The organism is Variovorax sp. AC194 (assembly GCF_979257995.1).
On record NZ_OZ409823.1, the window covers coordinates 1,318,862 to 1,341,903 of the forward strand.

Consider the following 23,042-nt stretch of genomic DNA (forward strand, 5'->3'; position numbering starts at 1 on the left):
CCGGCTTCTGTCGCGGGCTTACCTGGGCGCGGCGGCGCCGCTGCCCGAGCTCGACGACGACTTGACCGACGAGCTCATGCGCTCCGGAATCGGAAACTCGAAGCTCTTGAGGTACCGCTCGTAGCTGCGGGTGGCAACGCTTCCCGCGATGGGGCGCGGCGTGGTGGAGGCGATCTCCCCGCTGCGCTGCCAGGCGAGCAGGCCCTGCGTCGCATCGCCGACTTGCAGCGGTTCGTAGACGAAGTCTTCGCCCTCGGCCATTTCTTCCTGGTCCTGCGGCGGCACGGGCGCGGGCACAGGTGCGGACGCCTGCGTGTTCGCAGGCGCTGTCGAAGGCTGGGCCTGCATCGTCGGCGCGGCCGGCCTGGCTTCCTGCGCCAGCACGGCGGGCGCGAAGACCATCAGTGCGACGCTCACGCCGAATGCGGACGAGCGTGCGGCAAGGCGAAAGGCGTGTTCTTTTTTCATGGGGTGGCTCGTGCGGTCGGGTTGGGTGACGCCGCGGAATCCGCGGTGGACGGGTTCAGCTGGCTGGCGGTGCGCACGCCGCCCATGCCGGCCCAGCGCGATGCCTTGAGTGCCAGGGGCGGGGCCGCCGCGTCGTCTCGCGCCAGCGTCGTGCCGCTCGGCAGCGGGCGAACGGCCAAGGGAGCGGCCGAAGAAGCTGCCGAAGGAGCGACCAGCGGCGCCGCGCCGGTTGCCGCGAGCGGCGCGCCGGTGCGCAGTTGCTGCGCGGCCTCCCGAACGGCGGCGCGGCTGGCTGCGGGCATGCGGTTGGCTTCCATCAGCCGGTTCGCCTGCTCGCTCTGATCGGTCGATTCGAGGTAGAGCGCGAGGTTGGCCTGGGCCTGGGTGTTGTTCGGGCTCAGTTGCAGCGCCTGCATCAGCGGCAGCCGGGCATCGGCGATCTGTCCCGCGCGCAGGTTCGCATAGCCCAGGTCGCTGAGCAGCAGGGCATCGGTCGGGGTCTGGCGCTGGGCCTGCTTGAAGAGTTGCACGGCCTCGGCGTAACTGCCGCGCGCGCCCGCCAGGAGGCCCAGGCCCCGGTAGCCGGCGCTCTCCAGCGGCGTGCCCATGAGGCGCTTGTAGGCGGCTTCGCTCGGGGCGGCCTGGCCGGTCTGGCGCAGCGCGTCGGCGCGCGCGCGCGTGGATTCGGGCGACACGCCCCAGCGCTGCTCCAGCGCATCGATGTGGGCCAGCGAAGCGAACCACAGGCCTTCGTTCTGCATCTGCTCGACCAGCCGCAGGTACGTGGCCTTGGTGTCGATGGCGGCACCGGCTTTCGTGTCGACGGCCGCCTCGGCCGCCGCGCGTTGCTGCGCGTCGTTGCTGGCCGCGTACTGGTCCTTGAGGGTGCCGCAGCCGGCCATCGCCAGCGCAGCGAGCGTCGCGGCCGCGCAGGCCAGCATGCGACCGGCGCGGCGCGACCGAATGGGAGTGGCAAGGGTTTTCATTTGGTGACGGCTCCCAGTGAACGGAATATCGCGATGAAACCCGGCCCCGCGGTCACGATGACCAGTGCCGGCAGCAGCGTGGTCACCATGACGCCGGTCATCTTCACGGTGATCTTTCCGATGCGCTCCTTCATCTCCGAGCGCCGGTGCTCGCGCAACCGGTCGCTGAAGATGCGCAGCGGCTCCTGCACCGCGCCGCCGTGCCGGTCGACCTGCACCAGCAGCGAGACGAGGCCGCGCAGGTTCTCGTTCTTGTGCAGCGTGGCCAGGCGTTGCAGCGAGTGCTCGCGCGTGCGGCCGCGGCTGTACTGGTTGTTGGCCAGCGTCAGTTCGTGGCCGAGCACCTTCAGCACATGCAGGAAGTCGGTGGCCATGATCTGCAGGCTCTGGTCCAGGCTCAGGCCCACGCCCTGCAGCAGCCGCAGCAGGTCGATGAAAAGCGGCAGCTCCTGCGCCGCGCGTTCGCGGCGTCCGGCGGCGATGCGGCCCAGCACCCACTTGGGCGCCATGAAGCCGATCACGAAGGAGGCCGCCAGCACGAGGATCACCGTGCGCTGCTGCGCATGGTTTTCGCCCCAGACCACATAGACCAGGAACGGCAGCACCAGCGCGAGCAGGATGCGCGTGACCAGGAAGACCAGCTGCGTGCGCTTGGAGGGCAGGCCGCACTGGTCGATGAGGTTCCTGTCTTCGTCCGCCACCAGCGCCCGGCCCAGCCGCGAATCGAGCCAGTGGAAGGGCAGTTCGAGGTCGGCGTGCGCCGGCGTTTCGGCATCGGGCACGGTCTCGGGGCCGGCCCTGTCGTCTGCCTTGGCCTTGGCCTCGGCCGGCGTGCCGGCCTGGCGGATGGCACGGCCGATGACCTGTCCGCTGCGCGTGCGCCGCAGTTCGGCCGCGATCAGCGCGCCGGCGCCGACCATCAGGCCCATGGCCAGCAGCACCAGGGCGAAGATGGCCAGCTGATTGGGCGTGAACGTCATGCCAGCCTCGCCAGGCGGTAGAGAAGCGCGGCACCCGCCAACTGCAGGCCCAGCGCGGAAAAGATGAGGATGCGGCCCGTGCCGTCGTTCCACATGCCAAGGAAATAGCCCGGGTTGCTCATGATGAGGAAGGCCCCGACGCCCACCGGCAAGAGGCCCAGGATCCAGGCCGAGAGCCGCGTCTCCGCGGACATTGCGACGAGCTCGTGCTCCGCCTGTTCGCGGTCGCGCATGAAGTTGGCCACGCGCTCGAGCAGCAGGTCGGCGCGGCCGCCGTAGCGCACGCCCAGGCCCAGGATGGAGGCCAGCAGAAACAGCTCTTCGACGCGCACGTTGGCGGCGGTCTGGTGCAGCGCGCGGTCCAGGTCCACGCCCGCGCGCACCAGCGCGGCCGAGCGTTCCAGGTGCCCGCGCAGCGGCGTCTCGGTGGTGGAAATGGCCAGCTGGAAGGCGGCCTGCGTGGAGTTGCCGATGGTGATCAGCCGGACCATGGCATCGATGTAGGCGGGCAGCTGGCTCACCAGCTTGCGGCGGAATTTCTGCACCTGGAGCCAGAGCACGAAGGTCGCGACCAGCAGCATCAGCAGCAGCACGCCGAAGGCGGCGAGCCAGCCGCCGATGGCGCCGGCCACCACGCATAGCACCACGATGACGGCCAGCCCCAGCACGACGGTGCGCGGCTGGACAACGCCCACGAGCCAGCCGGGCAACACCTTGTCGAGCACCCCGGTGGGGACGGTGGCCTTCGACGTGGCCTCGGTTTCCAGCCAGGGGTCGGTGGTCAGGCCCAGTGGCGGCTCGTTGGCGGCCATGTCCCGCACGGGCATCGGCACTGGCATGGCCGGCGAACTGCTGGCAAGGATCTGCTGGCGCAGGTGCCGCTCCGCGGCCTGCCGCACCTGCCGCTTCTTCGCCCACTGCCACAGCAGCAGCCCCGCGGCGGCGGCAAGCAGCGCGATGACGGCCACCATCACGGCAACGGTGGCCAGGCCTTCACGCACGGCCGTCCCCCTGCGCCGCGCGCGTCATCGATTGGCGAAAGCGCGTGATCTTGGGCGAATGCGGCGCGATGCCCAGCGACACCCAGCGGTCGCGCTCCTCGCCGTCGGGCGAGACCACGGGCTCGTAGCGGTACAGCTCCTGCATCGCGACGATGTTGTCGTTCACGCCGGTGACTTCGCTCAGCGAAATGATGCGCCGCTGCCCGCCCGAGAGCCGGCCGATCTGCACGATGAAATCGATCGCATTGGCGATCTGGCGGCGCAGGCTCACCTCGCTGCCCTGGTAGCCCGCGAAGCCCGCGAGCATTTCGAGCCGGTAGAGGCATTCGCGCGGCGAGCTCGCGTGGATGGTGCCCATCGAGCCTTCGTGGCCGGTGTTCATGGCCTGCATCATCTCGATCACTTCGGCGCCGCGCACTTCGCCCACGATGATCCGGTCGGGCCGCATGCGCAGGCTGTTGCGCAGGAGGTCGCGAATGGAGATGACGCCCGTGCCGTCGAAGCCGCCCGGGCGGCTCTCCAGCCGCACGACGTGGCTGGTGCCCAGCGAGAGCTCGGCGGTGTCCTCGATGGTGATGACGCGCTCGCGCGCCGGAATGTAGCTGGCGAGCGCATTCAGCAGCGAGGTCTTGCCCGAGCTGGTGCCGCCGCTCACGAGGATGTTGCAGCGCGCGCGCACCGCGATCTCCAGCAGCTGCGCCATGCCCGCATCGAAGGTCCCGAGCTTCACAAGGTCGGCCGGCGTGAGAGGCTCTTTCCGGAACTTGCGGATCGAGACCGACAGGCCGTCGATGGCCAGCGGCTCGATGATCACGTTGATGCGGCCGCCGTCCGGCAGGCGCGCATCGACCATCGGGTTGGATTCGTCCAGCCGGCGGCCCAGCGGCGCGAGGATGCGGCGCACGATGCGCATCACATGCTCGGCGTCGGCGAAGCGCACCGTCTCGCGCTCCAGCATGCCATGGCGGGAGACATACACGTTCTGGTAGCCGTTGATCAGGATGTCTTCCACCGCCGGATCGTTGAGCAGGTCTTCCAGCGGACCGAAGCCCGCCAGTTCCTTGGTCAGCGCGTCGGAGATGAGCTGCATCTCGCGGTCGTTGATCGGCACGCGGCGAAGGCGAACGAAGCTGTCCACCTCCAGCTCGACGAACTGCTGGATCGAGGCGCGCGACCACCGGCCGAACTCCGCGCCCAGCTCTTCGATGCGGCTCAACAGGTGATCGTGCGTCCAGCTCTTGATGTCCTGGAACTGCTGCGAATTGATGAACGCCTGGTCGTCGTCGGCAAATTCGATATCGTTGGACATGTGGGCTCAACCTTCACTTGGGCTCTTGCGGAAGCGCGAAATCAGCGCGCTCCAGCGAGGATCTTTGGCCGGCGGTTGGCCTGTTGGAGACATGAATTCCTGCTGCAGGCCTCGGGCCAGTCCCGCGACGGCCTGCGAATAGGGGTCGTTGCGCGCGGTGCGCACCAGCATCTCGCCGCGGCTCGCGGCCGACAGCAACGGTGCGCTGCGCGCGGGAATCACGTGATGCAGCGGCAGCTCCAGGCGCTCTGCGATGTCCTTGGCGGTGAGGTCCACGTGGCTGTCGAACTTGTTCACCACCAGGGAGAGATGCGTCGTGTCGACCTCGCGCGTGCGCAGGTCTTTCAGCAGGTTGGCGGTGGACACGATCGCGCCGATGCTCTGGTCGCAGACCACCCAGGTGCGCTGCGCTTCGCGCACGGTCTGCGCCACGAAGTCGATGGTGGAGAAGCCGCCCAGGTCGGCGATCTGGAAATCGAAGAAATCGGTCAGGCGCTTGATGAGCGCCACCGAGTCGGCATGCGAGATCTCGCGCACCTGCGCCAGGCTCGCGGGCAGCGGCAGCACCGCGACGCCGCTGCTGTGGTGCGCGAGCGCGGTGTGCAGCAGCGTCTGGTCGAGCCGGCGCAGGTTGCGCACGCCATCGACGAAGCTGAAACCGCTTTGCGTATCGAGATAGAGCAGTCCGTCGCGCGCCGGCAGGCCCAGGTCGAGCAGCGCCACGCCGTGGCGCGCGGCGCGGGCCGCGCCACGTGCAGCTTGTGCCTGTGTCTGCGCTTGCGCGAGCACGTCGTTCAGCGTCAGCGCGAGGCTGGTGGCCAGCGTGGTGACGCCCAGGCCCGCGCGTGCGCCGAGCAGCGCCAGGGTGCGCCCGCGCGTGCTCACTTGTTGCGAACTGCGCCGCTCGATCAGCGTTCGCAGCGTGCTCACCGCATCCGTGGGGGCGGCCGACATGTCGACGAAGTCGTCCACGCCCGCGCGCAGCGCGGCGAGCATCGCGGCAGGTTCGGACGAAACGCCGGTGGCGAGCACCGGCAACGCGGGCCAGTCGCGTTTCAGGCGTTGATGCAGCGGGCCGGCGGCCTCGCTCTGGTCGAGCGAAAAATCGATGAACACCGCCACCGGACCGAGCAGCGCGATGCGCTCGTCGATCGACTTGGTGTCCGGCCCGAGCACCACCACCGAGCCCAGGCGCGAGAGCGCATCGGTGAGCCAGGTGATGTGGCTGCCGTTGCCCGATGCGAACAGGTAGGTTTCTGCGCCCACTTCAGGCATGTTGTCGCGTGGAGCGTTCATGGGGTTGCCTGGCGAGGATGGGGCTGTCGCTGTCAACGCGAGAAGCCCGGGACCGCTGTATCGATCGCACCGCCGAGGAAATACGAGCGCCACACGGCACCGTCGCGCTGCTCGGCCGAGCCGGGCAGGTAGGGCGCCAGGTCGGTGCCGCGCGCGATGGGCTTCACGAGGTGCGGCGTGACCATGATCACGAGCTCCTTCTCGTTCATCTGGTACTTGTTCTGCTTGAAGAAGGACCCCAGGATCGGCAGGTCGCCCAGCAGCGGCACCTTGTCCGCATTGGACGTGGTGGTGCGGCTCACGAGGCCGCCGATGATGAAGCTCTCGCCATCGCCCAGCTCCACCGTGGTGTCCGCGCGCCGCGTGGAGATGGCCGGAACCGCCACGCCGTTGATGCTCAGCGAATTCGTGTAGTCCAGGTCGCTGGCTTCGGGCGCCACCTTGAGCACGATGCGTTCGTTCGAGAGCACCGTGGGCGTCAGCGTAAGGCCGATGCCGAAGGGCTTGTATTCGATGCTGGTGGTGCCCAGGCCCTGCGGCACCGGCACCGGCAACTCGCCGCCCGACAGGAAGCTCGCGCTCTGGCCCGACATGGCGACCAGCGTGGGCTCGGCGAGCACGCGCGCCATGCCGTTGCCTTCGAGGAAGCCGACGTTCAGGCCGATGCCGGCCTTGCTGAAATTGAACAGGAGGCTGAAGGCCTGCGCCAGCGGATTGTTCTGCTCGGTGGCGATGCCGCCGTTGGACGCATAGGTGGCCGATTGCAGCGACGAGGGCGAGAACACGCCGAAGCTGAAGCCGTTCGAGTTGGTGCGGGTGCTGAAGATGTTCAGGCCCGCCTGCTTGAGCACGCTGCGGTTGAACTCCACCACTTTCACCTCGACCTGCACGGTGTTGCTTCGCACGTTGACGACCGAGCGGTCGACCAGCTCGGCCTTGTCGGCGGTGCTGGCCAGCACGGTGTCGCGCGCCTGCTGGTGCGCGGGCATGCTGTCCATGGTGCCGGCGAGCGTGGAGGACCGGCGGCGCACTTCGAGCGTGTACGTGGTGGCGGCGCTGTTGCCCTTTTCCCAGACCATGAGCGTGGTGCGCCCTGCGGTCTTGCCGGTCACGATGAGCCGGGCGGCGGGCGAATTGGGCGTCTTGCGCGTGATGGCGACGCCGGCAACGGCTTCATCGCCGATCGCCATGCGGTCGATGCCCTTGTCGATCAGCAGTTCCTGCTGCGTGCCGGCGCCCAGGGTGAGCGTGCGCGGTTGTTGCAGTTGCAGCGGTTGCATCGTCTGCAGCGGCTGCGCTTGCGCTTTCGGCGAGCGCCCCGCCTGCGCGTCGGCGGCGGTGGATGCCAGCGGCCAGACGGCTTGCGCCATCGCGCACAGGGCGATCAGGGACGGCCGCAGCAGCCGCGATGAAACTTCCCCGGGGCTGCGAGTGGCGCTGGTCGTCGGCTCGCTGGGCGTGTGGTGCATTTGGTTTTCCTGGATGACGGGTGTCGTGCTGCGCGATCGGCAATCAGTAGTTCACGGTTTCGCTTTTCTCGCCGCGAATGACCTCGACCTGCAGCCCGGTGCGGGTGGGGCCGGCGGCGCGCGGGGCGCCGCTGGCGACGCGCGCCTGGGCCGCTTGTGGCCGCAGGGCGGGGCCGTTGCCGCCGGTGACAAGATCGGCGGCGGTGAGGCCCGCCTGCGCGCGGTCCAGGCCCTCGAGCGGCGCGCGGCGCGGCTCGCCCGCCTTGGCCAGCACGGGCTGCAGGGCGGTCGGCAGGTCGGCGAAGAGCTTGGGGTCCGGCTCCGACAAGTCGGTCGGGTTGCGCAAGGCCAGCAGCAGCCTGCCGCTGGCGTCGCCGATGGTCAGGCGGTTCACTTCATCGACGGGCACCGCGAGCACCGCGGTGCGGGCCGGTTCGGCGCGCTGCGCCTGCTGCGCGCCGGTCTTGTCGGCCGACTTGGACGGCAACCCGTCGACGGACGCGTTGCCGAATGCGAGCACCCGCTTGCGCGACAACAGCAGGCGCGCCTGGCTGCGGTCCACATCCTTGCCGTCGGACTTGAGCGTGATGAAGACGTCGACGAAATCGCCCGGCTGCAGCTTGTTGCCCACGCCCATGACTTCGTCGGCCTTCACCGCGACGGCGCGCTCGCCTTCGGAGATGCGCAGCGCGAGGCCCGAGACCAGCTGGTTTTCCATCACCGGCGTGCCTTCGGCGAGGTCCAGCACGGGGACGCGGCCGGTGGCGACGGTCAGGTCCTGGAACGCGCCTGCCGGATTGATCGTCAGGCGCTCCACGCGCAAGGCATCGGCGGGAATCGCCTGGCCCGCGGGCAGAGGCTTGGCTGCCACCACGACCGGGTAGACCTGCGCCTGCTGGGTCTTGGTGGAAGCGGTCGAGGGGGCGGTCGTCGCCGCGATCGGCGCGGGCGCCTGCCGGCTCAGCATCCAGGCATAGCCGCCCAGTGCGATGGCCAGGAGCACCAGGATGGCTGCGAGGATTTTGGTGAGATTGATCATGGGCGGCGGGCTGAGGAGTGAGAGCAAGCAATCATGAAAAGTGAGGAATGAATGGCCTGCGGTGACAGAGGCAGGAAGCTGCTAGCTCTGTCGTCCCCAGACCATCCATGCCGCCGTGGCCATTGCCAGATAAGCCGCGTAGGGAATGAAGCGAGCCCGACGGCGCGAGGCGCTGCCGTTGGCTGCGGAAGTCGGGCCCGCAAGAATCAGTGCGAGCCGCGGAGAAAGGGGCCAGCGTTGCAGGGCGAACCACAACGCGCCGTGGACGCCGGCAAGGAGGCTGGCGACGATCCAGATGGGGGCCAGGGCGGTGAGGCCGACCCAAAGTCCGAGAGCGCCTGCGAATTTCACGTCGCCTGCTCCCATGAGACCGAAAGCATAGAAAAGCAGGAGGAAGCCGAAGCCGGCGCTTGCGCCGAGCAGTGCCTGAGTCCAGTCGATTCCGAACGGCTGCATCCCGAGGGCGAGTGCTGCGAGAGCCACAGCGGCTCCGGCGAGCACCAGCCAATTCGGGACGCGGCGCTGTCGGAAGTCATAGACGGTGACGAAAAGAAGCCAGAGCAGGCATCCAAGTGCCATTGCTCGCTCTTAACCGCCGTTTCCGGTACCAGCAGCGGGGGTCAATGCACCGCTGATTTGCGTAAAAATATTCCTGAGTGCGGTGCCCACTCCAGGAAGCACAGTCACGATCGCAATTGAAATGAGCCCCGCAATAATTCCGTATTCAATTGCGGTTGCGCCTTCTTCATCGCGCAGAAAACGAGTAATAGAGCTGAGCATGATTTACCCCTTGAGGAGAGTTGAACAACGACTGACGATGTGGATGTTATACAGCGTAACTCCGTGTATCAACAAGACAAACCCGGGTGGGTGAGGTCCTTCGTGTGATACTGGAGAAGTACGTAGCAGGATGGCGGCCAGCCTCCTGCCACCCAGTCCAGAACGATCCTGGTCAGGTTGGTTAACAATCGAGAGACGTATTTTTCCCTCTGTAAACCGGCCCCGGCCTCCCATGAAGATGGGAGGGGGCGTTACGGGGTCGGGAACGCGCGGAAGGGGGGTGTTACGGGAACAAACGTGTTACGTGTTACGTAGCACGGGGTCCGGAAAGGCGAGTTGTAACACCCAAAATAGGCGCTGCGCATGCGCAAAAAATCACAGATTCGGGGGGTGCCCTCGTCACCGAGAGGGCCTGAACTCAGGTTCAGCCAAGGATTTCTTCGTGGAAGAGCTTCCACTCGGTACCCTGCCGCAGCCAGTACTGGCGCCGGGTGCGTCCGCTCTTCTCGCCTTCGAAAACCTCTCCGAAGGTGGCGACCATGGTGTCGTCGCCGTCGCGCCAGTGCAGGTACGACATGTCCTTGAACTGCACGCGTTTACCTTGTGCATATTCCACTTCGTCGTGGAGCACCGAAATACCTTCGGTCGATTTTTTGCTATTGCGCTGGAAATCCGGCAAATAGAATTTCTTCAATTGCGCTTCATTTCCGCTGGCTCTTGTATCTTTCCAGGCGGTAATTGCGCTGGTAAATGTCTGAGCTTCTTTTTCGGCCTGCGGCGGCGATATCCATTGCAGGCTGCGCGCGGTGACCACCGGCGTGGCGCCGATCTGCACCTTGCGCAGCAGCTGCTTCAGGTCGGGGTTGGCCATGACCACGCAGCCGTCGCTCGCCAGCGGCGCCCGCGCGAACTGCTGGGGCGGCGTGCCGTGCAGCCAGATGCCGCCGCCGGTCTTGCCGCGCCGCACGTCGTACGGGTTCGGGTAGTTGATGGGCAGGGCGCCCGCGCCGTAGAAGTCCTTCAGCGACTTCGGATCGAGGCTGCTGGTGATGTAGTACACGCCCAGCGGCGTGCGCGCATCGCCCTCGGTGACCTTGTCGGTGCCCGACTTGCCCACCGAGATGTAGTAGTCGGCCACCAGCTTCAACCCCTTGTCGGAGTTCTCCAGCAGGTAAAGGCGCGAGCGCGAGGCGTCTACCGCGATGGCGTAGCGGCTGCGCGTGGAGAGCGACAGGAACTGCGAGGGCACGGTGCCCGCGGGCGGGCGCTCGCGCAGGGCCTGCAGGCGGCGGCGCGATTCCTCGTGCAGCTCGGACATGGCCGGGTTGCCGCGCAGGCGCGCGATGCTGGCGTTGTCCGGGAGAGAATTGGTGGGCGGCACCTGTGCCGCGAGCAGGTCGCCGTAGACGAGTTGCGCGAGCTGGAAGTTCGGATAGTCCCGCACCAGGTCGCGCGCCTTGGCCAGCGCGGGGCGGGCCTGGCCGCGGCCGAACATTTCGTAGACGGAAATCAGCCGGGCTTCGGCGCTGCCGGCTTCCTGGATGGAGGCGGCGGGCGCGGACCTGCGGCTGGGTTTGGCGGCGGTTGCGGCGGAAGCGGTCCGCGTCTCCGCCAGCGATGCCTTCTTGCCCTTGGCCTGCACCGACTTACTGCCCCTGGCTTCCTTGGCGGAAGACCGGCTGCCCGCCGCATGCGCAGCGCGGCGATTGCCGGCGGCCTTGTCGGCACTCTTGCTGGCCTTGGTGCTGCTGCTGGTCTTTGCGCTGCCTGGCTTGTTCGATGCGAAGGCAGCGCCGGGCGCCGTCAGCATCAGCGCCGACGCGGTCATCAGCACTGCCAGCAGGTTCCCGCGGCGCGGGAACGGAGGATTCTGAAGCCGGCCGCGCCGGACGATGTCTGTCACTAGCCGCCGACGCTTTCCTTGCGAATGTGCCATTGGTTGCCCGAGCGCTGCAGGTCCAGCGTCTTGCGGCTCGAAATATTGAGGCTGTCCGCGCGATAGATCTGGCGGAACTTGGCCGTGGCGTTCTGGCCGTCGACCTTGATCACGAGGTTCTCGATGTTCACGCTGATGCTGGACTTGCCCACGATGCGCGCGCGCCGGTCTTCTTCCCAGGCCTTGCGGCTCTGGCCGCCGCCGGGGGTGAAGTCGGGGCCGTAGGCGGCCAGGTAGCGATCCATGTCCTGCCCGGCCCAGGCCGAGGCCCAGCCGCGAACGGCGGTTTCGATCTCGGCGGTGGCGGCCGGTGCGGCGGCAGGGGCCGATGCGGGAGCCGGTGTGGCTTCGGGCGCCTTGGCCGGTGCGGCGACAGGTGCGGGCGCGGCGGCCACCTTGGCGGCCGGTGCGGGCGCGGGCGCGGGGGCGGGCGTCGGCGCAGGTGCTGGCGGTGCCTTGGCCGCGGGTGCGGGACGCTCCGGCGCGGCCGCGGCGACCAGCACCGTGGGCTTGGCGCCCGGCGGCGTCGGCGTGAAGAGCGTGCGGATCACGGCCAGCTTGGGCTGCACCGCGGTGTTGTTCTGGTCCAGCTGCAGCGCCTTGCTGTAGGCCTGGCTCGCGAGCCGCGCATACACGTCGCCCAGGTTTTCCTGGGCGGTGGCGTAGCTCGGGTTGGTGCGAATGGCGCTTTCCAGCGCGCCGCGGGCCTTGTCGAACTGGTTCTGGCTCGCGTAGATCACCGCGAGGTTGTTGTACGGCTCGGGCAGTTCGGGCGCGTCCAGCGTGAGCTGGGTGAAGGCGGCGATCGCCTCGGCGCGCTTGCCGGTGTCCAGCTGGATCACGCCCTTCAGGAAGCGCATCTGCGGATCGCGCGGCTTGTCCTTCAGGAATGCGTCGGCCTTCGTCATCGCCTCGTCCAGCTTGCCGGCCTGCATGAGGCGGTCGACGTCCTCATGCTCGACCGCGGCCAGTGCCGGGAGCGCCACGCCGCAGGCGGCGACGGCCAGCAGCAGTGCGCGCACGGTGGGAGAAAAAGGAAAGCGGGCGCGAGGCCGGTGGCTCTTGGGCATTGCGGACAAGACCTCGTAGGGGGTGGATAACGCAGCGGGTTGGCGGCAAGGATTGTAAGTGGGCCAGTTAACCTTCAGACACAGGGATGACGGTCTTTCGTCTTGCCCGCAACGGCCCGGCCCCGGGCTTTCCCCCATGGGGTGCCGGGCGCCCCGCTGCCGGACGCAAAAAGCAGGCCCGCGCAGTACAGTGCCGCCGTGGACCGCCTCCAAAGCATCGAAACCTTCGTTCGCGTCGCGCAGACCCAGAGCTTCGCGGAGGCCGCGCGCCAGCTGCGGGTGGCCAATTCGGTGGTCACCACGCGCGTGAAGCAGCTGGAGGAGTTCCTCGGCGCGCCGCTGTTCCACCGCAGCACGCGGGTGGTCCGACTCAGCGACATGGGCCAGGCGTTCCTGCGCGACTGCACCGAGCTGGTCGGCCGCGCCAACGACATCGTCGACCAGATGCGCGATGCGCGCGGCACGCCCTCGGGCACGCTGCGCGTCCATGCGCTGACCGGCATGGTGCTCGGCCGCTTCGCCTCGCTGCTGCACGAGTTCCACACCACCTACCCCGACATCCACCTGGAGCTGATCGTGAGCGATGCGGTGGTCGATCCGGTCAAGGCCGGCGTCGATTGCGCGTTGCAGATCTTTCCCGCGGCCTCGCAGGAGCTGGTGTCGCGGCCGCTCTTCCCGGTGCGCCGATTGCTCTGCGCCACGCCCGCGTACCTCGAGGCACACGGCACGCCCGCCACGCCGCGCGAGCTGCACCGCCACAAGCTGGGCCTGTACTCCGGTTACCCCACGCGCGACCGCTGGACCTTTCACCACAAGGGCGAGCAGATCACCATCTACCTCGCCGCGGCGCTGCTCACGAACAGCGTTCACCTGCTGCGCGAATACGCGCTGGAGCACGCGGGCATCGTCTGCCTGCCGACGCTGGTGGCGGGCGATGCCATTGCGAGTGGCGAGTTGCGCGTGGTGCTGGCGGAGCACCAGCTCTCGTCGTTCTCGCTGAGCGCGGTGTATGCGGGCACCTCGCGCAATGCGCTGAAGCTGCGGCTTTTCATCGAGCACATCGCCACGCGATTCACGCGCGTGCCGCCTTGGGACGCGCCGCTGATCGAGCGCGGAATGATTCCGGCGGAGCTCATCGAATTCAGCCGATCCAGTGGATAGCGTTCCCGGGTAAACCCGGCCGATTGTTCGGAGACTCCGAATAATCCTCTTCCAAACTGGTCCCTACCGGTGCGGCCGCATGGCTCCTAGAGTTCGTCCACCACAGGAGACGACCGCCATGACAGCCACCACCTACCAGACACGCTTCGGCTCGCTCAAGCATTTCGAGAAGGGCCACGTCGAGCCGATCGACGACGACGTGCGCCACTACGCGTTCTCCAATTGCTTCGAGATCGCCAGCATCAGCCAACCCTACGAGAAGGTCGTCTTCGGCCAGAACCAGATCTACGTGCTCGAGACGCTGCGCGCCGAAGGCACCTCGCCCTGGTTCACCTGCGCGCACGACGAGTTCGCGCTGGTGATGGACGGCCAGGTCGAAGTGCACCTCGTACAGCTCGATGCGAGCCAGGCCGTCGCCGACAAGGAGAAGAACGGCGCCGTGCTCGTGAAGGGCGAACCGCAGGGCAAGAAGATGGGTTGGATGAAGCTCTCGCGCGGCCACCAGGGCCTCTTGCCGAAGAACACCGCCTACCAGTTCCGCACCGCCGGCGAGCCGGGCGTGATCGTCCTGCAGAGTTGCAAGGGCGATCTCTCGGTAGAGAAGTGGGCCGACATCTGCCAATCGCATTGAACGCAGCACGCACCCAGGAGCCACACACCATGAACGCCCCCGCAGAACTCGCCCGCGTGATCGCATCGCAGCCCGACGCCACGCTCGGCTACAAGGACTTTTCGCTCGGCAGCTTCCGCTTTCGCCGCGACGAATATTTCGTGCACATCGGCTGGAAGACCCGCGACGGCCGGCCCATGAGCCACACGCTGGACGCCGGCAACTACCTGCGCGCGCTGATGCGCGACGTGGCCTGGGGCTTCTTCTACGGCTGGGTGAATTTCGACGACGTGTTCGGCACCGTCAACCACTACGACTCGGTCGACCTGTACGCCGGCAGCTTCAACGGCACGATGAAGGACGCGGGCATCGACCTGCTGGAGAACTTTCCGACCGCGCAGATCCGCGCCACCTTCGAAGCGATGCTGGACGACTGGACCAACGAGGCCTTCGACCCCTTCAGCGCGCCGCAGGAAACCGGCTCGCCCTACGGCCGCAAGAGCGGCAACAACACCGCCAAGATCACGAGGGCGCGCGAGCTGGCCAAGCGCTGCGTGGGCCTGAAGGGCGACCTCGACCTGCGCAGCGACGCGCGCGGCGCGCCCATCAACCGCGCCTTCGCCGACGTGCCGCAGGGCGAGCCCGCGCTGCACCCCGAACCCGGCTTCGAGAACGAGGTGCACGCCTTCAACCTCTTCGGCTTTTTGAGCCGTTCGCAGGTCACCTGGAACCCGAGCTTCACCTCGGTGGTCAAGCACAGCTACATGTGCCCGACGACCGAGGAGCACATCCTGCCGATCATCCACGGCAACGACCGCGTCGAGTGGTTCTTCCAGATGACCGACGAGATCCATTGGGACTGCGGCGACAAGAACACCGGCAAGCCCATGGCCCGCGTGATCATGAAGGCCGGCGACATGGCCGCCATGCCCGCCTACTGCCGCCACCAGGGCTTCAGCCCCAAGCGCTCGATGCTGCTCGTGTGGGAGAACGGCTCGCCGAGCCTCGTGTACGAGATCCAGAAGGGCGAGAGCCCGGAGATTCCGGTCCAGTTCTGACCGGCTCCTTTCTTCCTGCCGAACGCCCCCCATCCAACTCTCCCCGCGCGGGGAGGGAGAGGAAACTCATGCCTGCTTCGTCCATCCGCCACCAGCTCTTCATCGACGGCCGCTTCGTCGACGCCGAATCCGGCGAGACCCTCGCCACGCTCAACCCGCACGACAACACGCCCATCGTGAATGTCGCGCTCGCGGGCAAGGCCGACGTCGACAAGGCCGTTGCCGCAGCAAAGCGCGCGTTCCCCAAATGGAGCCGCATGGCCGCCGCCGACCGCGGCCGCATCCTGCTGAAACTCGCCGACCTCATCGAGGCCAACGGCGAAGAGCTCGCGCGCCTCGAATCGCTGGACACCGGCCACCCGATCCGCGATTCGCGCCGTCTCGATGTGCCGCGCACCGCCGCGTGCTTTCGCTACTTCGGCGGCATGGCCGACAAGTTCCAGGGCGAGACCATTCCGGTCGAAGAGGGCTTTCTCAACTACACGCTGCGCGAGCCCGTGGGCATCGTCGGCCAGGTGGTGCCGTGGAACTTCCCGCTGATGTTCACCAGCTGGAAGATGGCGCCCGCGCTCGCGGCCGGCAACTGCATCGTGATGAAGCCGGCCGAGATCACGCCGCTCTCGTCGCTCCGCATCGCCGAGCTGATGGCCGAGGCGGGCCTGCCGCCCGGCGTGGTCAACATGCTGCCGGGCCTGGGGAGCGTCGCGGGCCAGTACATCGCCGAGCACCCGGAAATCGCCAAGATCGCCTTCACCGGCAGCACCGCGACCGGCCGGCGCATCGTGCAGGCCAGCGCGGGCAACCTGAAGAAGGTGCAGCTGGAGCTCGGCGGCAAGGGCCCCAACATCGTGTTCGAAGACGCGAACCTGCAGGCCGCCGTCAACGGCAGCGCGTGGGCCATCTTCCACAACCAGGGGCAGGCCTGCATCGCGGGCTCGCGGCTCATGCTGCACGAGAAGATCGCCGATGCGTTTCTCGAGCAGTTCATTCCGCTCGCGAAATCCATCCGCCTCGGCAACCCGCTCGACGACAACACCGAGATGGGCCCGCTCACCAGCGCGCAGCACCGCGAGCGCGTGTTGAGCTACGTCGAGGTCGCGCAAGGCGAGGGCGGCGAACTGCTCGCGGGCGGCAAGTCGCCCGGCGGCGATCTTGCGAAGGGCTGCTACGTCGAGCCCACCGTGATGCGCGCGAAGTCGTACAAGGACCGCGTCGCGCAGGAAGAAGTCTTCGGCCCCTTCGTCACCGTGCTCACCTTCAGGAACGACGAAGAGGCGATGCAGATCGCCAACGGCACCGACTACGGCCTGGGCAGCGGCCTGTGGACGAACAACCTGCAGCGCGCCCACAAGGTCGCGCGCGACCTGCACGCCGGCATGGTCTGGATCAACAGCTACAAGCGCGTGAACCCCGGCTCGCCCTTCGGCGGCGTCGGCCAGAGCGGCTACGGCCGCGAGATGGGGTTCGATGCGATGCGCGAATACACGCAGGTGAAAAGCGTGTGGGTGAACGTCGACGCGCAGATACCGCCGCACTTCGCGCGCTGACGTCCCTACCCCCCAAACCTCCCGGACCCCGCGGCAACCCCATACATACAAGAGACGGAGACAACCATGACATTCAATCGCAGGCAATTCACGCAGGCCACCGCCGCGCTCGTGGCCTCGGGCGCGGCACCCCTGGTGTTCGCGGCCGACACGCTCAAGATCGGCTACGTCTCGCCGCAGACCGGCCCGCTCGCGCCCTTCGGCGAGGCCGACAAATGGGTCATCGAGCAGATGAAGACCGCGTTCAAGGACGGCATCAGCGTCGGCGGAAAAAAGTACGCGGTGCAGATCGTGCTGAAGGACAGCCAGTCCAACCCCAACCGCGCGGGCGAAGTGGCCAACGACCTGATCCTGAAGGAGAAGGTCGCGCTCGTGCTCACCGCCGGCACGCCCGAAACCGCCAACCCGGTGAGCGATGCCTGCGAGCTCAACGAGGTGCCGTGCATCTCCAGCGTGGTGCCATGGCAACCGTGGTTCTTCGGGCGCAAGGGCGATCCGGCCAAGGGCTTCAACTGGACGTACCACGTGTTCTGGGGGCTCGAAGACGTCATTGCCAACTACACCAACGGCTGGAAGACGCTCGCCACCAACAAGAAGGTCGGCGGCCTGTTTCCGAACGATGGCGACGGCAATGCGTGGGGCGACAAGGAGCTGGGCTTTCCCAAGCCGCTCGCGCAGATGGGCTTCACGCTCACCGACCCCGGCCGCTTCCAGAACGGCACGCAGGACTTCAGCGCGCAGATCGCCGCGTTCAAGAAAGAGGGCGTGGAGATCGTGACGGGTGTCGTGATTCCGCCCGATGCCAAGACCTTCCTCACGCAGGCGCGGCAGCAGGGCTTCAAGCCGAAGGTCATCACGCTGGGCAAGGCGCTCTTGTTCCCCGGCGCGATCGAGGCGCTCGGCGACCTGGGCGATGGCCTCTCGACCGAGGTGTGGTGGAGCCCGTCGCATCCGTTCACATCGAGCCTCACGAAGCAGAGCGCGAAGGCCCTCGCCGAAGCTTATGAAGCCGGTGCGAAGAAGCAGTGGACGCAGCCCATCGGCTTCGCGCATGCGCTCTTCGAGGTGGCGGCCAATGCGCTGTCGCTCGCGAAGTCGCTCAAGGCGGGCGACGTGCGCGATGCCGTCGCATCGACCTCGATCGATTCGGTGGTCGGCCCGGTGAAGTGGGGCGGGCAGGGCCCGTTCAAGAATGTCAGCAAGACGCCGCTCGTGCTCGGCCAGTGGGGCAAGGGCAAGAAGTACAAGGTCGAGCTCACCATCGTGAACAACGAGGCGGCCAAGGGCATTCCGACCGGCGGCACGCTGCGGCTGCTCTGACATGGCGCTGCTGGCACTGCATGCCGTGAGCAAGGCCTATGGCGCGCTCAAGGTCACCGACGACATCTCGCTCGCGGTGACCGAGGGCGAGACGCTGGGCATCCTCGGGCCGAACGGCGCGGGCAAGACCACGCTGTTCAACCTGATCTCGGGCGATGTGCGCGTCGATGCGGGGCGCGTGGAATACGCGGGCCGCGACGTGACGCGGCTCAAGCCCCACCAGCGCTGCCACGCGGGCATCGGCCGCAGCTACCAGGTGCCGCAGCCGTTCGGGAACATGAGCGTGTTCGAGAACCTCGTGACGGCGGCGTGCTTCGGCGGGCAGCAAACGGAGCGCGAGGCATGGCGCACCGCACATGAAGTGCTCGAGCAGACGGGCCTGATGGCGCATGCGAACAAGCCCGCGGGCGGCCTCACGCTGCTGGACCGAAAGCGCCTCGAGCTCGCACGCGCGCTCGCGACGAAGCCGCAACTGCTGCTGCTCGACGAGATCGCGGGCGGCCTCACCGAGCCCGAGGCCGCGGTGCTGGTCGATGAGCTCAAGCGCATCAAGGCGCGCGGCGTGACGATGATCTGGATCGAGCACGTGGTGCATGCGCTGCTGTCGCTCGCGGACCGGCTGTTCGTCATCAACTTCGGGCAGAAGCTGGCCGAGGGCGAGCCGCGCGCGGTGATGAACGATCCGGAAGTGCGGCGGGTGTACATGGGGATGGAAGCATGAGCGCGCCGCTGCTCACGGCGCACGGCCTCAAGGCCTTCTACGGCGACGCACAAGCGCTCTTCGGCATCGACTTCGCGCTCGCCGCCGGCGAACTCGTCGCCATCATCGGCGCCAACGGTGCGGGCAAGTCGACGTTCCTCAAGAGCCTCACGGGCCTCGTTCGCGCGCCTCGCGAAGCGATCCATTTCAAAGGCGAACCCATCGGCGGATTGCCGCCCGGCGAGATCGTCCGCCGCGGCCTCGCGATGGTCCCCGAGGGCCGCCGCCTCTTCCCCAGCCTCAGCGTCGAAGAGAACCTCCTCATGGGCGCCACCGCCAACCGCAAGGGCCCATGGAACCTGCAGCGCCTCTACGCCCTGTTCCCCATCCTCGCCGAGAAGCGCCATCACCCCGGCACCTCGCTCTCGGGCGGCCAGCAGCAGATGGTCGCGCTCGGGCGCGCGCTCATGAGCAACCCCGAAGTGCTGCTGTGCGACGAGCTCTCGCTCGGTCTCGCGCCCATCGTCATCCGCGAGATCTACGCGGCCATGCCGACCATCACGGGCGAGGGCATGACAGTGGTCATCGTCGAGCAGGACGTGACGATGGCGCGCCAGGTGTCGCAGCGCATCTACTGCTTCCAGGAGGGCCGCGTGTCGCTCGAAGGCAGGTCCGCCGACCTCACGCGCGAGCAGATCTCGCAGGCCTACTTCGGCATGGAGGCGGCCCATGCTTGAAACCCTGGTTCAGGGCGTGCTGCTCGGCGGCCTCTACACATTGTTCGCGCTCGGCCAGTCGCTGATGTTCGGCGTCATGCGGCTCACCAACACGGCGCAGGGCGACTTCATCATCCTGGGCGCGTTCGCTGTGATCGCGGGCGTTTCATTGACAGGCGATGCGGTGCCCTGGCTCGTCGCGCTCGCGGTGCTGCCCATCGCCTTCGCATTCGGCTATGCGCTGCAGCGCTACGTGCTCAACGGCACGCTGGGCAAAGACCCGCTGCCTTCGCTGGTCGTCACCTTCGGCCTGTCGATCGTCATCCAGAACCTGCTGCTCGAACTGTTCTCGGCCGACCCGCGCGCCATCGAGACGAACGGGCTCAACACGCAGGGCGTGGCGCTCGGCGATTCGCTCTCGCTGGGCGTGCTGCCGCTGATCGTGCTGGCCATCGCGGTCGTCGCGACCGGCGCGCTGCAATGGCTCTTCGCGCGCACGGCGCTCGGCCGGTCGTTTCGCGCCGTGTCCGACGACCGCGAGATCGCCGAGCTCATGGGGCTCGATGCGAAGAAGGTCTACGCCTTCGCGACCGCCATCGCCTTCGTGCTGATCGCCGTCGCGGGCGCGCTGCAGGGCATGCGCACGACCGTGTCGCCCTCGGACGGCCCGCTGCTGCTGCTCTTCGCCTTCGAGGCCGTGATCATCGGCGGCATGGGCTCGTTCTGGGGCACGCTCGCGGGCGCGATGATCCTCGGCATCACGCAGCAGATCGGCTTCAGGCTCGATCCAGGCTGGGGCATCTGGTTCGGGCACATCGTGTTCCTGGTCGTGCTGGTGCTGCGGCCGCAAGGCCTTTTTCCAAAGACACGTGGATGACCACCATGCCCCCACCCCTCATCGACGTCGAGCGCGCCACCGCCGCGAGCCGCGCCGCGCTCATCGCCGGCATCGCGCTCGTGCTCATCGCCGCGAGCCTGCCGTTCTGGGGCGAGTCGAGCTGGATGCGCGAGTTCGTCGAGATCGCCTGCTACTTCATCTTCGCGATGATGTGGAACCTGCTCGCCGGCTACGGCGGCATGGTGAGCATCGGGCAGCAGGCCTTCTTCGGCTTCGGCGGCTACGTGATGCTGATGCTGGGCAACTTCGCGGGCGTCAATCCGTTCGTCGCGATCCCGTTGGGCGCGCTGGCCGCGGGGCTCATCGCGGTGCCGGTGTCGTTCGTCGCGTTCCGCCTGTCGGGCGGGTACTTCGCGATCGGCACCTGGGTCATCGCCGAAGTGTTCCGCCTGAGCTTCGCCAATGTGTCGGTGGTGGGCGGCGGCTCGGGCACCACGCTCACCGCGCTGCGCGGCATCGAGAAGGCCACGCGCGAGCGCACCACCTACTGGATGGCGCTGGCCTGCGTGGTCGCGGCCATCGCGCTCGTGTACCTGTTCCTGCGCAGCAAGCGCGGGCTCGCGCTGCTGGCGATTCGCGACAACGAAGTGGCGGCCGAGTCGCAGGGCGTTCCGGTCGCACGCATGAAGCTCGCGGTGTACGTGGTCGCGGCCTTCGGCGCGGGCCTGGCGGGCGCGCTCTATTTCGTGGGCAACCTGCGCATCAGCCCCGATGCGGCCTTCAGCGTCAACTGGACGGCCTTCGCCATCTTCATGGTGGTCATCGGCGGCATCGGGCGCATCGAGGGGCCGCTGGTGGGCGCGCTCATCTTCTGGGCGCTCAACAAGTTCCTGAGCGACTACGGCACGTGGTACCTGCTGGGCCTGGGGCTCCTGGCGATCGTCGTCACGCTGTTCTTCAAGCAGGGCCTCTGGGGCTACGCGCAGCAGCGCTGGGGCTGGTCGCTTTTTCCGACGCAGCGCCGGCTGCTGCGCGCGCCGGCCGGGGCTACTTCTTCGCGGGGTTGATCGTGTACTCGATCTTCGTGCGGTCCTTGTACGGATCGTTGTCGAAGTAGTTCTTCTCGTGCGAGATGCGGATCTCGTAGCCGTCGCGCACGCCCTCCAGCGACGCCGAGCTGTCGGTGGTCACCGGCGCGAACGTGGGCTTGTGGAAAGCCGCGACCGCCTTGAAGTCGTCGGTGCTGAAGGCCTTGATCGCCGCGCTCGTCACGCGGCCCGCGCCGTCGGTGTCGACGCTCACGTCGGTCATCGCGGTGTTCGGCGGCACCGCGACCAGCGCCGCCAGCGCGGGCGGCAGTTCGCTCGCGCCGCTTTTTTCCTGGATGCGGTAGTGCAGCCCGCCCTTGTCGTTGGGCTCGCCCTTGGCGGCGGACGACGCCTCCATGCTGCTCACGACCCAGGCCGCGACGAGCAGGATCGGCGCCGCGATGGCGCACACGAACAACAGAAAACGAAGGCGATCCTTGGTGTGAAAAAATTCGATCATCGGTGCTGAAATTCCCTCTGGTGACTGCGCCGCAACGCCACCTGCGGCGCACGATCGCGCGGATGCTAAAGGCCCCGCGTGAACCTCCTTCGGACTTGCGCGGCGCAGCACGATCCTGTAACGTTTGAAACAATGTGGTGACATTTCATCACTTCTTTCATCGCTCTGGAGTCTCCCTTGATGATCACCAAACGCCGCTTGCTCGAAGGTGGCGCCGCGGCCGTTGCCACTTCCCTTTTCGCGCCCAGCGCCTGGTCCCAGCAAAAGCCGGCGGCCGCCGAAGCCGCATGGCCCACCAAGCCCGTGCGCATCCTCGTGGGCTTTCCCGCCGGCGCCTCGCCAGACCTCGCGGCCCGCGCCATCGCCGAGCCGCTTTCGAAGATCCTGCGCCAGCCGGTCACGGTCGAGAACAAGCCCGGCGCGAGCGGCAACCTCGTGGCCGACCAGGTGGCCAAGGCGACCGACGACCACACCATCGGCGCGCTGATCAACGGCAACCTCACCATCGCCAAGCTGCTCAACCCCGCGATCCCGTTCGACCCCGAGAAAGACTTCGCGCCCGTCGGCATGGTCGGCACCGCGCCGCTGGTGCTCGCGGTCTCGGGCAATGCGACCGGCAAGACGCCGGCCGACCTGCTGCTGTGGGCGCGGAACCTCGGCACCGGCGGCAAGTACGGCACGCCGGGCGTGGGCACCGTGGGACACCTGGGCATGGAACTCCTCAAGAGCCGCGCCGCCATCACCGCGCAGCACAAGCCCTACACCGGCAACCCGCAGGTCATCGCCGGCCTGCTCGCCGGCGAGATCCAGCTGGCGCTGCTGCCGCCGGGCCTGGCGCTGCCGCACCTGAAGTCCGGCAAGCTCAAGGCGATCGGCGTCACCTCGCCCGAGCGCAGCCCGCTCGCGGGCGAACTGCCCACCATCCGCGATGCCGACGTGCGCGGCGCTGACCTCGAAATCTGGACCGCATTGGCCGCACCCGCGGGCATGAACAAGAACGCCGTCGCCAAGCTCAGCGCGGCGCTGGCCGAAGTGACCAGCCTGCCCGACGTGGCGCAGGCGCTTTTGAAGACCGGCTGGCAGGCGCAGCCCGGCACGCCCGAGGCGCTGGCCCGCCGCATGCGCGCGGACACGGCGCGCCTGGGCGGCGTGATCATCATGAAGGGCATCCACTCGGAGGCTTGATTCGCCCCCAGGCTGCGCGGCACTT

Annotated in this window: 23 protein-coding genes; 10 read left to right on the forward strand and 13 right to left on the reverse strand. The window is 67.7% G+C overall.

All coding sequences use genetic code 11. The features are described 5' to 3' along the window. Nucleotides 1-18 precede the first annotated feature (18 nt). From ACZYRS_RS06220 to ACZYRS_RS06275, 12 genes are all read right to left on the reverse strand, one after another. Nucleotides 19-468: a DUF3613 domain-containing protein gene (locus tag ACZYRS_RS06220; protein WP_463418533.1), complete on the reverse strand. Its 450-nt coding sequence runs from the start codon at nt 466-468 to the stop codon at nt 19-21. Continuing rightward, nucleotides 465-1,454: a hypothetical protein gene (locus tag ACZYRS_RS06225; protein ID WP_463418534.1), complete on the reverse strand. Its 990-nt coding sequence runs from the start codon at nt 1,452-1,454 to the stop codon at nt 465-467. Before ACZYRS_RS06225 ends, ACZYRS_RS06220 begins: the two co-directional genes overlap by 4 nt. Continuing rightward, on the reverse strand, nt 1,451-2,434 hold the full coding sequence (locus ACZYRS_RS06230; protein WP_463418535.1) for a type II secretion system F family protein: 984 nt from the start codon (nt 2,432-2,434) through the stop codon (nt 1,451-1,453). The genes ACZYRS_RS06225 and ACZYRS_RS06230 overlap by 4 nt, the downstream gene beginning before the upstream one ends. Next, complete coding sequence (locus ACZYRS_RS06235; RefSeq protein ID WP_463418536.1) at nt 2,431-3,435, reverse strand: type II secretion system F family protein; 1,005 nt, start codon at nt 3,433-3,435, stop codon at nt 2,431-2,433. The genes ACZYRS_RS06230 and ACZYRS_RS06235 overlap by 4 nt, the downstream gene beginning before the upstream one ends. Next, nucleotides 3,428-4,744, reverse strand: a complete 1,317-nt coding sequence (locus tag ACZYRS_RS06240; RefSeq protein WP_198786499.1) for a CpaF family protein — start codon at nt 4,742-4,744, stop codon at nt 3,428-3,430. The genes ACZYRS_RS06235 and ACZYRS_RS06240 overlap by 8 nt, the downstream gene beginning before the upstream one ends. Before the next feature lie 6 nt (nt 4,745-4,750). Further along, nucleotides 4,751-6,040, reverse strand: a complete 1,290-nt coding sequence (locus tag ACZYRS_RS06245; protein WP_463418537.1) for an AAA family ATPase — start codon at nt 6,038-6,040, stop codon at nt 4,751-4,753. A gap of 32 nt (nt 6,041-6,072) precedes the next feature. After that, nucleotides 6,073-7,509, reverse strand: coding sequence for a type II and III secretion system protein family protein (locus tag ACZYRS_RS06250; RefSeq protein ID WP_463418538.1), 1,437 nt, complete (start codon nt 7,507-7,509; stop codon nt 6,073-6,075). A 43-nt stretch (nt 7,510-7,552) separates the two neighbouring features. Continuing rightward, entirely contained in the window at nt 7,553-8,548 is a 996-nt protein-coding gene (cpaB, locus tag ACZYRS_RS06255) for a Flp pilus assembly protein CpaB (RefSeq protein WP_463418539.1), read from the reverse strand. A gap of 81 nt (nt 8,549-8,629) precedes the next feature. Continuing rightward, entirely contained in the window at nt 8,630-9,127 is a 498-nt protein-coding gene (locus tag ACZYRS_RS06260) for an A24 family peptidase (RefSeq protein WP_463418540.1), read from the reverse strand. A 9-nt stretch (nt 9,128-9,136) separates the two neighbouring features. Beyond that, entirely contained in the window at nt 9,137-9,328 is a 192-nt protein-coding gene (locus tag ACZYRS_RS06265; protein ID WP_463418541.1) for a Flp family type IVb pilin, read from the reverse strand. Nucleotides 9,329-9,752: 424 nt separating this feature from the next. After that, nucleotides 9,753-11,264, reverse strand: coding sequence for a L,D-transpeptidase family protein (locus ACZYRS_RS06270; protein ID WP_463418542.1), 1,512 nt, complete (start codon nt 11,262-11,264; stop codon nt 9,753-9,755). Further along, nucleotides 11,231-12,334, reverse strand: coding sequence for a nuclear transport factor 2 family protein (locus ACZYRS_RS06275; protein WP_463418543.1), 1,104 nt, complete (start codon nt 12,332-12,334; stop codon nt 11,231-11,233). Before ACZYRS_RS06275 ends, ACZYRS_RS06270 begins: the two co-directional genes overlap by 34 nt. A gap of 198 nt (nt 12,335-12,532) precedes the next feature. Here ACZYRS_RS06275 and ACZYRS_RS06280 point away from each other — a divergent pair, with 198 nt between their 5' ends. The 9 genes from ACZYRS_RS06280 to ACZYRS_RS06320 all read left to right on the forward strand — a co-directional run bounded on the left by ACZYRS_RS06280 (nt 12,533) and on the right by ACZYRS_RS06320 (nt 21,351). Next, nucleotides 12,533-13,495: a LysR family transcriptional regulator gene (locus ACZYRS_RS06280; protein ID WP_463418544.1), complete on the forward strand. Its 963-nt coding sequence runs from the start codon at nt 12,533-12,535 to the stop codon at nt 13,493-13,495. Between the two features lie 118 nt (nt 13,496-13,613). Continuing rightward, a complete protein-coding gene (locus tag ACZYRS_RS06285) occupies nt 13,614-14,126 on the forward strand; it encodes a cupin domain-containing protein (protein WP_463418545.1) in 513 nt (170 codons plus the stop codon). A gap of 29 nt (nt 14,127-14,155) precedes the next feature. Next, the gene (locus tag ACZYRS_RS06290) at nt 14,156-15,163 is read left to right on the forward strand and encodes a hydroxyquinol 1,2-dioxygenase (protein ID WP_198786489.1); all 1,008 of its coding nucleotides are present in this window, start codon (nt 14,156-14,158) and stop codon (nt 15,161-15,163) included. 83 nt (nt 15,164-15,246) lie between these two features. Next, nucleotides 15,247-16,710 carry an aldehyde dehydrogenase family protein gene (locus ACZYRS_RS06295; protein ID WP_463422459.1) on the forward strand — a complete coding sequence of 488 codons (1,464 nt, stop codon included), beginning with the start codon at nt 15,247-15,249 and terminating at the stop codon, nt 16,708-16,710. A gap of 66 nt (nt 16,711-16,776) precedes the next feature. Beyond that, the gene (locus ACZYRS_RS06300; protein WP_463418546.1) at nt 16,777-18,030 is read left to right on the forward strand and encodes an ABC transporter substrate-binding protein; all 1,254 of its coding nucleotides are present in this window, start codon (nt 16,777-16,779) and stop codon (nt 18,028-18,030) included. 1 nt (nt 18,031) lies between these two features. After that, nucleotides 18,032-18,751 carry an ABC transporter ATP-binding protein gene (locus ACZYRS_RS06305; protein ID WP_463418547.1) on the forward strand — a complete coding sequence of 240 codons (720 nt, stop codon included), beginning with the start codon at nt 18,032-18,034 and terminating at the stop codon, nt 18,749-18,751. Beyond that, on the forward strand, nt 18,748-19,467 hold the full coding sequence (locus tag ACZYRS_RS06310) for an ABC transporter ATP-binding protein (protein ID WP_463418548.1): 720 nt from the start codon (nt 18,748-18,750) through the stop codon (nt 19,465-19,467). Before ACZYRS_RS06305 ends, ACZYRS_RS06310 begins: the two co-directional genes overlap by 4 nt. Then, nucleotides 19,460-20,323: a branched-chain amino acid ABC transporter permease gene (locus ACZYRS_RS06315; protein WP_198786485.1), complete on the forward strand. Its 864-nt coding sequence runs from the start codon at nt 19,460-19,462 to the stop codon at nt 20,321-20,323. Before ACZYRS_RS06310 ends, ACZYRS_RS06315 begins: the two co-directional genes overlap by 8 nt. Nucleotides 20,324-20,328: 5 nt before the next feature. Beyond that, complete coding sequence (locus tag ACZYRS_RS06320) at nt 20,329-21,351, forward strand: branched-chain amino acid ABC transporter permease (RefSeq protein ID WP_463418549.1); 1,023 nt, start codon at nt 20,329-20,331, stop codon at nt 21,349-21,351. Here ACZYRS_RS06320 and ACZYRS_RS06325 read toward each other — a convergent pair. Continuing rightward, nucleotides 21,332-21,832, reverse strand: coding sequence for a hypothetical protein (locus tag ACZYRS_RS06325; protein ID WP_463418550.1), 501 nt, complete (start codon nt 21,830-21,832; stop codon nt 21,332-21,334). The two genes, ACZYRS_RS06320 and ACZYRS_RS06325, sit on opposite strands and share 20 nt — an antisense overlap. Before the next feature lie 177 nt (nt 21,833-22,009). Between ACZYRS_RS06325 and ACZYRS_RS06330 the strand changes: the two genes are divergently transcribed. Then, complete coding sequence (locus tag ACZYRS_RS06330) at nt 22,010-23,017, forward strand: Bug family tripartite tricarboxylate transporter substrate binding protein (protein WP_463418551.1); 1,008 nt, start codon at nt 22,010-22,012, stop codon at nt 23,015-23,017. Nucleotides 23,018-23,042 lie beyond the last annotated feature (25 nt).